Below are 12,718 nucleotides of genomic sequence, written 5' to 3'. Positions count from 1 at the left end.
AGTTGTAGGTTTTAAGGCGTAAGCTTCGGAAAAATGCTACTATTTTAAAGTTCCTTTTCAACATTGTTCTTTCGATAAGAACTTGGTGTCATTCCCTCCAATTCTTTGAAGATCTTAATAAAATATTTTGCCGTTTTGTACCCCGCTTCCTCGGCAATTTCTGCAATAGGAAGGTCGGTAGCGATCAAAAACTCCTTGGCGCGCTGGATCCTCCGTCGTGTAACATATTCACTAAACGTTAGTGTGGCATGCTCCTTAAATAAACTACTAAAATAACTTGGATTTAAATGTACATATTCAGCCACTTCTTTCAGTGTCAACTCATCCTGTAAATGATGATTAATGTAATCCATCGCCTCACGAATCGTTTCACGGCCGGTCGAGCTTTGCTTATTTACATCGATGAGCTTGTTATCAACAACCCTTTCAATAATTACCGCCCTCTCCTGCTTCTCAACAACGTCAACAGCCTCCTCCACAGCTTCAATTAAATTTTTTTTACTAATGGGCTTTAGTAAATAGTTAATAACCCCCAGACGGAGGGCCTCTTGCGCATATTCAAACTCAGAGTAAGCAGAAATCATGATAATAACGGGAGAAATCATTTGTTCTTTGATTCTTTTCAGTAATTGCAGACCAGATATTTCCGGCATTCGAATATCTGTGATGAGAATGTGGACTTTTCGATCATGCATCAGTTCGATCGCTTCTTCCCCATTAGAAGCAGTATGAACATCAAATTCACCTTTTGCCCATGCATCCAATGTCCTTTTAAGTCCTTGCCGAGTCCTTGGTTCATCATCCACAATTAAAATTGTTTTTGCATTTAGCATGTTTCCCCTCCATTGATCGGTATGATAAATGAAACAGTTGTACCGATATTAACCTCACTGGTAATGGTTAGTCCCTGTTTTAAACGGTCTTGATAATACAATTGGAGCCGTTTGTAGACATTGGATAAAGCCATTCCGCTTCCTTTTTCAGAGGTCCTCTCCCCTGTCACTATGGATCGTTTAATAAAATCCAATTTTTCCTCATCAATTCCTGGACCGTCATCTTGAACAAGTATTTGCAAATATTCTTTATCAGCATCCTGATTAATGGAAATGGTAATCGTACAATTCTCCACAGTATTCCCAGCTCCATGGAGAACTGCATTCTCTATTAATGGCTGGATCAGCAGTTTTGGTATCTTAACATGCTCCCATTCGGGAGATAGGTTCAGTTTCCAATTTACATGTTCACCAAATCGCATTTTCATGATTTCCATATAGTCTGCAATATGTTGAATCTCATCTTTTATCGTCACCCAATCCCCATCCGTTTTTTTGGTGATCGTATAACGAAATAAGTTGGACATAGCAACTACAAGCTCTGCCAAATCCTCTTCATCTTTATCCTCAAGCGACCAGCGAAGAGCGTCCAGGGTGTTAAAAAGAAAATGAGGATTTATTTGTGCTTGAAGTGCTTTTAACTCACTTTGGCTTCGGGTAATTTCTTTTTGATAAACCATGTTTATCAAATGATTGATTTCTTTAACAAGATGGTTATAGGTGCTGTTTAGTTCAATGATTTCATTTGCTGACAGCACCTTAGGGGCCATTGCTAAGGTACCTTCACTGGCCCGCTCCATCGTTTTCGTTAATTTTAAAATAGGCCTTGTAATGATATTAGATAAAAATAATGAACAAATGAAATAAATAAAATAACCAATAATTCCGGAAAAAATAATCCCCATTCGCAATACATTAATTCCCTTAGTAAGAGCATTAACCGGGGTTAAAATAATAATGGTCCATCCCGTTTCATTGGAAATTTGTTTCGTAACCATATACTCCTGTTTTTCTAAGGAAATGGTCTGGAGGTTGTTCTTAATAATTGGTTGGAGGGCCCCATCATAGTTTGAAAGAATGGGTTTATAGTTTTTATCCAATAAAATGGAATACTGATCCAGGTTATTATCAGATTCTTGATTTGCAAATTGGAAATAGTTGCGATAAATACTAATTAGGAGGTAACCGCCTTTATTATATCCAAGGTCCAATAAATTAACCCGTCTTAAAGCTAGTATATTGTCTTTATTATCCGGATCTTGACCTATCCAGACCAGCCTCCCTTTTGCTGCATCCGCTTGTAGAATCCATTCCTCACTAATTCGAGTAGTTAAATCCCTATCATCTAATGGTAAAAGGCGTTTGTGGTTATTTGTATAAAGCTCGAAAGAAAAAATTCCTTCCGAGTTCGCTTGAATCATATTAACAATACCCATTAATTGCTGACGTTGAGCAAATGAAGCTTGGATTCCTTTATATTCATTTAATAAGGTTGTTTGTACATTATTATTCATCATAATAAGTTTTGAGGCAGTGTCGATTTGTTCATACAGTGATCCAAGTCTGCCGTTTGCTTCAGCTGCTGTTTGGTTGATTTGTGTTTCTGCATTATTTTTAAGCAGAGAAGAAACTGGATTAAATGTTAAAGTACCGACTATTAACAAAACCATGGCCATGACAAACAAGAATACTACCAGGATTTGGTTACGTAATGTGTTCCATTTTTTTAATCTTGAGAACATTTCATGATCGCCCTTTTTATAATAGAATAGTTTTTCCATGTTCAAAAATAAGCCAGTCGTCTATAATAAAATATATATCTTTATTTTACTATAAAATGGTGTACCAAATGAGCCGTAAAATGGGTGTAAACAGCTTCAGTGTGAAATGAATTTTTGTGAAAGGAGGTTAACTACATGAGTAAATTTTCAATGAGCGGTGCTTACGCCCTTACAGAGTGGATAACCAGGTTTGCTTATGTCAACTTGCTATGGATTGGCTTTTCTATGTTGGGGCTTGTACTCTTTGGTTTTTGCCCTGCAACTGCAGCTATGTTTACAATCCTGCGCAAGTGGATGAAAGGGGAAGCCGACATCCCTGTATTTAGAACCTTTTGGAATACTTACAAAGCAGAGTTTATTCGAAGTAATGGATTAGGAATTATCTTTGCTTTGGTGGCAGGTCTGGTTTTGATCGATTTATATTACATGAAAATCGATCAAAAAAATGCCCTTAACCTCTCACATATTCCGCTATATTTATTTATCTTTGCTGTACTCATGACGGTACTATATGTATTTCCTGTTTATGTGCACTATAATGTTAATTTTTTACAAATTATCAAAAACGCTTTTCTCATTATGCTCATAAATCCAATTAATAATATTGTCATGCTTCTAGGAATAATAGCTACGTTCATTGTTATGAAAGTAATACCCGCCCTGCTCTTTATCTTTGGAGGTAGTGTAACCGCGGGCATTATCATGGCAACTTGTTATCTCCTTTCAAAGAATTGAAAATAAAAAAAAGAAACCACAAACCACGTAATTTCATTGTATTTGACACAATCAAAAAGAGGACGAGAGCTATTTGCTCTCGTATCGCTTTTTGATTTTTTTCATTCTATTTTGCCATTTTTAGTAATTCACTTACAGTTACAAGTTGATAGCCTTGAAATTTAAGTTCGGAAACAAGGATCCGAACAGCTTCTATTGATTGTGAACGATCGCCATATCCATCATGAAAAATTAAAATACTGCCATTTTTTACACATTCTCTCGATTTGGATAGAATATGATCGACCCCAGGCATTTCCCAGTCCTGAGCTTCCAGATTAAGAGCTCCAATCATGGGGTATCCCTTTTGCTGCATGAATGAAACAGTTTCATAGTTATAATCAAGGTATGGAGGTCGTAATACAACAGGCTTTTGACCAGTAAATTGATATAATAATTTCTCATTTCGTTCGACTTCTTCTAAACATTCGTCTTGAGTTAACTCTGTTAATTTAGCATGTGAGTATGTGTGATTTCCAATTTCATGGCCTAGTTCATATACTTTTCTTACAATTTCCGGATGTTCGTTCATTTGTTCACCAATCATAAAAAAGGTCGCTTTTCCTTGTACTTCAGAAAAAATATCCAACAATTGCGGTGTATACACAGGATTGGGACCATCATCAAATGTAATCGCAATCATTTTTTCAAAAGTATTTACCTCATTAATTAAACTTTGTTTAGCCATTTGAACTCACTCCTTTTTATATTTTTCTTTGGTTTTATTGCTTAGTTTTTATAAACTAAACAAATGCTAAAACCCTCGCCACTTCGTTGGTTTATTTAACTAACTAACTTAAGAATAAATTTAACATATCTTTTTTTGGTAAACAATGATATGTTCAAGTAAAAAAATTTCGACTTTTATTGATCTATGCCGAAAATAAAAAGAGACTGTCTGATTTTAAACAGACAGTCTCTTTTACTAAAATTTAAAATTTTTCAATAAGGTCCCCTAATAAAGTCCTTTACATTTTCGTCATAAAAACTTTGAAGTTTCTGCATCTCTTCTTCGGAAAAATGTTTTGTTTCCAATGCTGAAAGATTTTGCTCGACTTGCTTTACATTCTTAAATCCAGGAATGATACAAGTGATTTCTTTACAATCCAAAATCCAGCGAAGTGCCGCACTGGCCATAGACGGCCTTCCTTCTGCAATCCACTTTACCTGCTCAGCTAATTCTACACCCTTTTGGAATCCAAGTCCGGCAAACGTTTCCCCTACATTAAATGCATCTCCATTTTCATTAAAACGGCGATGGTCGTCCTCTTCAAAGACATGACCAGGTGTGAATTTTCCTGTTAACAGTCCGCTGGCAAGCGGTAATCTTACAAGAAGGCCAACACCTTTTTTATTGGCCTCAGGTATTAATTCTTCTAATGGCTTCTGGCGAAAAATATTAAAAATAATTTGCAGACTCTTCACATTTTGATGGTTTAAGCAAATAAGACCTTCCTCTACTGATTCCACACTTACCCCGTAATGACGAATTTTCCCTTCCCGCTGCAGCCTATCAAGCACTTCAAATACTTTGCCATCTTTTAAAATCTCTGTAGCCGGGCAGTGGATCTGATATAAATCAATGGCTTCCCTGTTCAAGCGGCGCAGACTGTCTTCACAGGAAGAACTTACTTTTTCATAGCTGTAGTTTTTCGGGTCAAAAATGTCCCCCTGGCGGCAAAACTTTGTTGCAATATAAATCTGATCTTCCTTCCCTTTAGTCGCCTTTGCCAATAACTCTTCGCTATGTCCGTCGCCATATACATCGGCTGTATCAAAAAAGTTCACACCCTGATCCATTGCATACTGCAATGATTTCAGCGCTTGTTCATCATTTGTCTTCCCCCATGCACCTCCGATCGCCCATGTTCCAAAGCTTACCTCACTTATCTTAATCCCTGTATTACCTAATTCACGATAATTCATGTCAACATCTCCTTATTTATTGCTCCACAATTCCAAATTGATAGACTGTTTTTGAAGAATACTGTTCGCCTTTGTCTAAAACGACGGATGGAAAATGGGGATGATGCACAGCGTCAGGCAAACCTTGAGTTTCCAGGCAAATTCCAAGATGTTTTCTGGACGGAATGCCGCGAAATTCACCTTCAGATGGTAATGAATTGCCTGAATAAACGACAACCGCTGGCTCATCTGTTTCAATTGTTAGAGTTCGCCCGCTTTCAGGATCCTTCAAGATGATTTCCTTATCATGATTGGTTTTTAATAGGAATGGATGATCATACCCTTCCCCTACCAACACATTTTGCTTATGTGTGGATGTTACTCCAGTGTTGATTGCCCTCTCACTTGTAAAATCAAAAGGAGTATCATTTACTTCGATAAATTTTCCGGTTGGAATAAATTCAGCATCAAGCTCTAAAAATTGCTCACTTTTTATTTTTAAAGTGTGATTTAAAATATCCCTTTTTAAATTTCCGCTTAAGTTAAAATAAGAGTGGTTGGTAACGGTTACTAACGTTTTTTTATCTGTTTGAGCTCCATACTCAATGGTTAATTCGTTATTGTTATTTACAGTATAAGTAACTTGTATGCTTAAATTTCCAGGGTATCCTTCCTCACCATCGGGACTCATATACGAAAAACGGACCCCATTCTCAATGATCTCTGCATCCCAAATAACCTTATTAAATCCTCTTATTCCCCCATGCAGATGGTTATCATGATCATTTTTAGCAAGTACATACGTTTTTTCATCAAGTTCAAATGAAGCGCCTTGAATCCTTCCAGCCACACGGCCAGCAATGGCACCAAGGAAAGACGGATCGTTTACATATCCGTTTAATGTATCATGGCCTAGGACAATATTTTCAAAATTACCGTTTTTATCGGGTGCAACAATATTAGTAATAATACAGCCATAATTGATTGCGGTTACTTCAAACCCATGAACGTTAACCAATGTGTACGAAAAAACGTTCTGATTGTCAATTTGACCAAAGCTTTCTTGAATGACTTTCATGTTTATTATTCCTTTCAAATTTAGTTAAGCACGGTTCCAATCGAAGCCGATTTTTTTCAAAACGGCCCTCGCCAAAACCATATGCCCTGCTGCTGAAGGGTGAACGCGGTCCCAGGAACGTAGAGGTTACAATATAATAATTGTCCGCACATATATAATAGTAGAAACTGGATTAATATCCGGCGATTATTATATGAAAATGTGCTGGAGCAAAAATACTGCCAGCACATTTTCATAAATTATCGTTGATTCACTTTACCTTCATCCAGCCATAAAATACTGGTTACTCCGCGTGGATAATACTTACTTCCTGCGATTTCGCCGGAGATAATTTGATCGCTCCAGCTCCAAACAGATAGAGTAGGATGTGTCAACCAAGCCACATGAGCTGCATCTGCCTTAGCCCCTTTTTCATCCCATTCCCATCCGAGAATCTCTCTGGCAATAAATTGACACAAGTAAATTTTACTTAACCAGGAATTGTTGCTTGTGGACGAAATCTTCCAGCCACCATCCTCAAACAAGCATACCCCATCATTTAATACTGTTACTAAATGTCTTTTCAATACTTGAATATACGCTCCAAAACGACCATTTGGATCCAATGCATCATGATTGTTTGTAAAGTAAGGGAAAATTAATCCCTCAATTGCAGGAATAATCTTCGAATCATTTCCCTCTTTTATTACTGCAGGAATATAGCCACCTGGGGTTTCATGAGAAACAATAGTTGCTGCACATTTCTCAGCTTGCTCCCCTGCCTGCTTGGAAAGCTCCACAAAATCATTATCTCTAAATAACTTCTCTAAAGCCACGTATGATGCCCAAGTTTTTCCTGCCAAATAAATATTATTTCTCGCCTGACCAAGAGAAACATCTAAACTATCATAAGTTGTAATCTCTGCTCCGCCCATTACACGTGTTGAATCCAATCCCATAATTCCATCACGCTTATCCTCTTCAGGATGATCGCGGTTTAACATGCTTTCAAAGCAGCTTACAAAAACATCTAAGTTCGTTTTTAACCACTGAACATCCCCTGTTTGTTCAACATAAACTGACGCACACAACACCCAGTTTACGAGCTGCTCATAGGTCATATGCGAGAAACATCCATCTAAACCGTATAGCTCATAGGAAGAATAATGCGGACGAGAAACATTGTTAGCCACACCCATATCGTGAGTAAAGCTAATCCCGCCAGGATATTCTGTTTCATCCCCGGGGAATCGAACCTTATCCTCATAGCTAAAGCGTTTAACAAACATGTCCAGTTCATTTTTGACTGTCCATGGATTCATTTTTAGTTCAAAAAAGATTTGGTCTACAGTCAGGTCAAAGGTATTCATCATCCGATATTCGCCTTCATTTACTACCCAAAAAGGCTTACCATCTGCATCAAGCAGTTGTGTAGATCCATAATAACTGCGAATCGAATGAATCATCATGAACTTTTGATCTTCTGATAAATGAGCCGCTTCACCGACCAAGCTATTTGCTTGTTTTGCCCGATCTGCAAATTCATCAAAATTTTCTAATGCAAACGAGGCTACTGTTTCGATATTAGGGAAATATCTTGTGTAATAGTAAGACGCGTCTATTCCAGCCGTCACATAACCGGATCGGTGAAAGCAAACGGCGAATTTATAGGTTCGCTTTTGCCCTGCTGGAACATCCATAATCAAAGCACCAACCGGACCTAAACCGAATGTCCAGTTCTCTTCAAAAGGAGTTGTTAAAATATTTTCCAAACTGAAGTGCAAAGCAGATTTCACTTCAGAATCATTGGTTGTAATGGCGGTTAAACGGCCTTGCCCAACGCCGGCAATTCCATCACATGTATCATCCAAGCGACGCATGGAGCTATATGAATCACTGCCTTGATACCCGAAGAAGGCACGACGGCTTCTTGTTCCTTGTGTATTATCAATGGTAAGCTCCGCCCATACCGCCGGGATTATCGTTTTCTTCAATTCTTCGTCAGACTCAGAAGCAGGGTCAGGTACCGACTGACCTTGAGTATAAATTGTAAAAGTTAAATCTCCCGCCTTCCAAGTATCTGTTCCCAATTGGAAATTACGTTCAATTTCTTCTTTCGAATAAGGAAGAATGATTCGTGGTTTATCTGGATTTGGATCCATATTTTCAATATCATAGCGCTTACTTTCATCATCTTCTACTTCAAAGAAAGGAAGTGCCTCGTAAATTCCCTCACGTTCTAAAGATTCCACACCTACATATACATTTTTCCGTGGAGAGCGTCCAAGTTCTAAATCCAAACCGCCGCCATTTCCATAAAACCCTAGTGTAAAACTTGAAAATGCTCCAATTGGTGAATGATGCGCATTGAAAAATTTATTCTTATCCAAATTCGTTCACTACTTTCTATAAATTTATAACGATTGTTCATGCACAATCTTTACTGCAAGCTTGCTTTCGATAGACTCGTAGCAAGCATCGATCACACGCATATTTTGCAGTGTATTATCCACTGTCTGAGACGGTTGAAAATCTTCTAGAATAGCTTGAGAAAAATGCTCAATTTGGTATTTATATTGGTCGCCATCAATTGTTTCAGATCGTTTTCCTTTCTCTGATTCAATATGAATAACTCCTTCATTACCAAGAACATCCGGTCGAAAAGCCTTCGGCACCATAATTCGGCCCTTTGTTCCAACAATCTCGTATTCCTGTCTAAAGGCCATATCGAAACTAGAATCAAAAACACAATGCATTCCATTATCAAGTTTCATATGGACAACTGAAGATAGTTCAATTCCAGATTGCGGGTCAATTTCCGCTATAGCTTTAACTTCAACTGGCTCCGCTTGAAGAACGTTACGAATAGAATGGATACAGTAGCAGCCAATATCATAAATACTGCCTCCACCCATATTCTTTTTCATTCTGATATTTGTCTCTCTATCTTCTAAATGAAAAGAAAAACTTGCCCGCATGAATTTTATGTCACCAATCTCATTCGATTTGATAATTTCTCGAACTCGCTCATGTTGAGGGTGAAATTGATACATAAATGCTTCCATGAATTTCACATTCTTTTCACGACAAAAATCAATCATTTCCTGTATTTCTTCTGTTGTTAATGCAGCAGGCTTTTCAACAAGAACGTGTTTTCCACACTTGGCTGCTTCCATCACCCACTGCTTATGAAGATGGTTCGGAAGCGGTATGTAAACAGCTTCGATCTTTTCATCATGGATAAGCTCTTCGTAACTGCTGTAATAATTGGGAATGGATAAATTCAATGCAACTTTTCTTGCTTTATCACTCCTGCTTGCAATACCAACAATTTCAGCATTATAAGAACGCAAGATAGCCGGAATTACTTGAGTCTGTGCAATATCGGCTGTACTTAATACTCCCCAGCGAACCTTTCTCAATTTATATCTCTCCTATAATCATATTTAGTGGACACTATTCTTATAAGACATAAGAGGTTATGCTTTATACTGTTACTGAAGTTGCAGCCATCGAAACTTACTTTCTTTTGGATACATTATATCACTTTCATCTTAGTTTGTATATTAAATAAACCAAGGTTGCAATGAAGTATTTTTTAAAAAGAATTGTAGATTATGTAAAAATCTTTTCCCAACTGCAAAGGAATTAAATGGAGAATCCGAAGCACTCAATAAAGCGAATAGTCTAAAAGAATCATTTTTAGGCATCATTCTGGGGTTTAAGGAAATAAATTCTATTACTAATTTACTAAATTTTATAAAAAATCATAATTCTTTGTTTATTAAATAGACAAACAAAGATCGTGCGACTATAATCATTTTTGAAAGGGATTACATTCCAATATGTAAGGCGGTTAAAGTTAAAGTTAAAGTTAAAGTTTATAAAAAAGTAGTTTCAATATAAACTAGTAAATTGGGGGAGTTTCCACTATGTTAAAAGTTTTACGTAAACCAGCGATTGCCGGATTAGCTTTAGCCTTATCATTGCCTGCAGGAATTCCAACTTTTGCCGCAACAACTAATGATGCACAACCTACTGTCAGTTCTAATGTTAGTGCATTCAGTGCACCTTCGCTAGCCCAAAGATATCAAGGTGAATTTACGATTGGGGCAGCTGTTGAACCTTCTGAATTATCGAATACGAACGACGTACTAACGCTAAAGCAGCAATTTAACAGCGTTGTTGCTGAAAACGTGATGAAACCCGCCAATATTCATCCAACAGAAGATACGTATAATTTTGGGCCGGCTGACCAGATCATTCAGTTTGCCAAAGAAAATCATATGGCCGTACGCGGACATAACCTAGTCTGGTACCAACAGACACCCGATTGGTTCTTTTTAGAAAAAGACGGAAAAACCCCAATGGTAAACGAGACAGATCCAGCAAAACGCAAGCAAAACAAAGCGCTATTATTAAAGCGCTTACGTGAACATATTAAAACAGTCGTATCACGATATCGGGATGACGTAAAATCCTGGGATGTTGTCAATGAACCGATCGATGACGGCAACCCAGCGAATCCGGAAGGTTTACGAGAATCTAACTGGTACAAAATCGCTGGTGAAGATTATATTAAAGTTGCCTTTGAGACAGCAAGAGAGTTTGCTGCACCAGATGCTAAGCTTTATATCAATGATTACAATAATGAAGTAGAACCAAAAAGAACCCGCCTTTTTAATCTGATAAAAAAATTAAAGGGTGAGGGCGTTCCAATTGATGGTGTTGGCCTCCAGTCTCACATTCAGCTTGGCTGGCCTTCTATTCAGGACACCCAGACAGCTATTGACATGTATTCGTCTCTTGGATTGGATATTCAAATTACCGAGCTTGACGTTAGTATGTACGGCTGGCCAGTTATGGCATATCCTACTTATGATGCCATTCCGCAAAGTCTATTCCAAACTCAGGCAGATCGTTACGACCAGCTGTTTAAGCTATATGAAAAAAATGCAGATAAAATCAGCAATGTGACATTCTGGGGCATTGCCGATAACCATACATGGCTGAATGACCGTGCAGATGTATACTATGATTCAACTGGAAACCTTTCTTTTGATAAAAATCTATTACAAATTTTAACAAAATCACCAATCAAAGGAAAAGACGCACCATTTGTGTTTGATCCAAATTACAATGTAAAACCAGCATATTGGGCTATCATTGACCATAATTAATCGTTTAAAACGGCTCCATGATTCCGTGGAGCTGTTTTTACATAATGAATCAACATTGTGAACTCATGCTTTTTTGACATACATGAATAAATAAATTGAGGATATGATATTCTTTGATAATTATTATTGCAAGGGAATAAGAAATATTAAGCGATTTATCAATATAGGTAAAGGAGAATAAAAATGGAAAAAGTGGTAAAACCAAATGAACCGTTAGTTAAACATATTTTTACTGCAGATCCATCTGCACATGTTTTTGAAGGGAAACTATATATTTATCCTTCCCATGATATTAAGCATGGTGGTCCTACAAATGATAACGGTGATCAATATGCAATGGAAGATTATCATATTTTATCAATCGATAATTTCAATTCTCCATGTGTAGACAATGGAGAAGCACTTCATGTTCGAGATGTTCCTTGGGCTAGTAAACAGATGTGGGCACCAGATGCGGCTTTTAAAAATAACAAGTATTATTTATTTTTCCCGGCAAGAGATAAAGACGGTATCTTTCGAATCGGTGTTGCGACTAGCTCAAATCCTGCCGGCCCTTTCAAAGCCGAAGAAAATTACATTCCAGGAAGCTTTAGCATTGATCCCGGAGTTTTAGTTGATGACGACAACAGAGCATATATGTATTTCGGCGGACTTTGGGGCGGACAATTGGAAAAATGGCAGACGGGTACATACGTTCCAGATGCTGAGGGCCCTGATGCCTCAGAACCAGCTTTGGGACCAATGGTAGCAGAATTAAATGATGATATGCTCACTTTCAAGTCGAAGCCGCAGGAAATTTCCATTGTTGACGAGGACGGTAATCCAATTCTTGCGGGTGATGAAAATAGGAGATACTTTGAGGGCCCATGGGTTCATAAATACAATGGCCATTATTATCTTTCCTATTCGACTGGAACAACGCATTGCATTGCCTATGCAATCAGTAAAAATCCGCAAGGCCCTTTCACGTTTAAAGGAAAAATCCTTACACCTGTCATCGGATGGACAACCCATCATTCAATTGTTCAATTCGAGAATAAATGGTATTTATTTTATCATGACTGCTCCTTGTCAAACGGAGTCGACCACCTGCGTAGTGTTAAATATACGGAACTAAAATATAACGAAGATGGAACCATTCAAACAATAGATCCTTATCCAAGTAAGGAATAAAGAATTTGATTGTGT

General features: G+C 37.6%; 10 protein-coding genes and 1 pseudogene. 3 read left to right on the top strand and 8 right to left on the bottom strand.

All coding sequences use genetic code 11. From position 1 onward, the window contains the following. Positions 1 to 44: 44 nt before the first annotated feature. Together ACZ5XR_RS04305 and ACZ5XR_RS04300 are read right to left on the bottom strand one after the other, a co-directional pair. Complete coding sequence (locus ACZ5XR_RS04305) at positions 45 to 833, bottom strand: response regulator transcription factor (protein WP_464500450.1); 789 nt, start codon at positions 831 to 833, stop codon at positions 45 to 47. Further along, positions 827 to 2,575 (bottom strand): sensor histidine kinase, encoded by a 1,749-nt coding sequence (locus ACZ5XR_RS04300; protein WP_464500449.1) that lies wholly within the window; start codon positions 2,573 to 2,575, stop codon positions 827 to 829. The genes ACZ5XR_RS04305 and ACZ5XR_RS04300 overlap by 7 nt, the downstream gene beginning before the upstream one ends. Before the next feature lie 174 nt (positions 2,576 to 2,749). On the opposite strand from ACZ5XR_RS04300, the gene ACZ5XR_RS04295 reads away from it, so the two are divergent. Beyond that, complete coding sequence (locus tag ACZ5XR_RS04295; RefSeq protein WP_464500448.1) at positions 2,750 to 3,349, top strand: YesL family protein; 600 nt, start codon at positions 2,750 to 2,752, stop codon at positions 3,347 to 3,349. A gap of 106 nt (positions 3,350 to 3,455) precedes the next feature. Here ACZ5XR_RS04295 and ACZ5XR_RS04290 read toward each other — a convergent pair whose 3' ends face one another. From ACZ5XR_RS04290 to ACZ5XR_RS04265, 6 genes and pseudogenes are all read right to left on the bottom strand, one after another. Continuing rightward, entirely contained in the window at positions 3,456 to 4,076 is a 621-nt protein-coding gene (locus tag ACZ5XR_RS04290; protein WP_464500447.1) for a polysaccharide deacetylase family protein, read from the bottom strand. Between the two features lie 254 nt (positions 4,077 to 4,330). Beyond that, positions 4,331 to 5,314, bottom strand: coding sequence for an aldo/keto reductase (locus ACZ5XR_RS04285; protein ID WP_464500446.1), 984 nt, complete (start codon positions 5,312 to 5,314; stop codon positions 4,331 to 4,333). Between the two features lie 16 nt (positions 5,315 to 5,330). After that, complete coding sequence (locus ACZ5XR_RS04280; RefSeq protein ID WP_464500445.1) at positions 5,331 to 6,371, bottom strand: aldose epimerase family protein; 1,041 nt, start codon at positions 6,369 to 6,371, stop codon at positions 5,331 to 5,333. A gap of 24 nt (positions 6,372 to 6,395) precedes the next feature. Next, positions 6,396 to 6,488, bottom strand: a pseudogene (locus ACZ5XR_RS04275) (SGNH/GDSL hydrolase family protein); the annotation flags it as partial. Positions 6,489 to 6,610: 122 nt separating this feature from the next. Next, positions 6,611 to 8,740, bottom strand: coding sequence for a glycoside hydrolase family 52 protein (locus ACZ5XR_RS04270; protein ID WP_464500444.1), 2,130 nt, complete (start codon positions 8,738 to 8,740; stop codon positions 6,611 to 6,613). A gap of 24 nt (positions 8,741 to 8,764) precedes the next feature. Then, complete coding sequence (locus tag ACZ5XR_RS04265) at positions 8,765 to 9,772, bottom strand: Gfo/Idh/MocA family protein (RefSeq protein ID WP_464500443.1); 1,008 nt, start codon at positions 9,770 to 9,772, stop codon at positions 8,765 to 8,767. Between the two features lie 510 nt (positions 9,773 to 10,282). Here ACZ5XR_RS04265 and ACZ5XR_RS04260 point away from each other — a divergent pair. Together ACZ5XR_RS04260 and ACZ5XR_RS04255 are read left to right on the top strand one after the other, a co-directional pair. Next, on the top strand, positions 10,283 to 11,530 hold the full coding sequence (locus ACZ5XR_RS04260; protein ID WP_464500442.1) for an endo-1,4-beta-xylanase: 1,248 nt from the start codon (positions 10,283 to 10,285) through the stop codon (positions 11,528 to 11,530). A 183-nt stretch (positions 11,531 to 11,713) separates the two neighbouring features. Then, complete coding sequence (locus ACZ5XR_RS04255) at positions 11,714 to 12,703, top strand: glycoside hydrolase family 43 protein (protein WP_464500441.1); 990 nt, start codon at positions 11,714 to 11,716, stop codon at positions 12,701 to 12,703. The last annotated feature ends 15 nt before the right edge of the window (positions 12,704 to 12,718 follow it).

This window comes from Neobacillus sp. Fa239, assembly GCF_055395235.1.
This window is presented reverse-complemented; position numbering and strand designations above follow the sequence as displayed.

Coding starts and splice junctions, on each gene's coding strand:
- ACZ5XR_RS04255 (WP_464500441.1), top strand. CDS start 11,714: ATGGAAAAAGTGGTAAAACCAAATGAACCGTTAGTTAAACATATTTTT.
- ACZ5XR_RS04280 (WP_464500445.1), bottom strand. CDS start 6,371: ATGAAAGTCATTCAAGAAAGCTTTGGTCAAATTGACAATCAGAACGTT.
- ACZ5XR_RS04290 (WP_464500447.1), bottom strand. CDS start 4,076: ATGGCTAAACAAAGTTTAATTAATGAGGTAAATACTTTTGAAAAAATG.
- ACZ5XR_RS04305 (WP_464500450.1), bottom strand. CDS start 833: ATGCTAAATGCAAAAACAATTTTAATTGTGGATGATGAACCAAGGACT.
- ACZ5XR_RS04295 (WP_464500448.1), top strand. CDS start 2,750: ATGAGTAAATTTTCAATGAGCGGTGCTTACGCCCTTACAGAGTGGATA.
- ACZ5XR_RS04285 (WP_464500446.1), bottom strand. CDS start 5,314: ATGAATTATCGTGAATTAGGTAATACAGGGATTAAGATAAGTGAGGTA.
- ACZ5XR_RS04300 (WP_464500449.1), bottom strand. CDS start 2,575: ATGTTCTCAAGATTAAAAAAATGGAACACATTACGTAACCAAATCCTG.
- ACZ5XR_RS04260 (WP_464500442.1), top strand. CDS start 10,283: ATGTTAAAAGTTTTACGTAAACCAGCGATTGCCGGATTAGCTTTAGCC.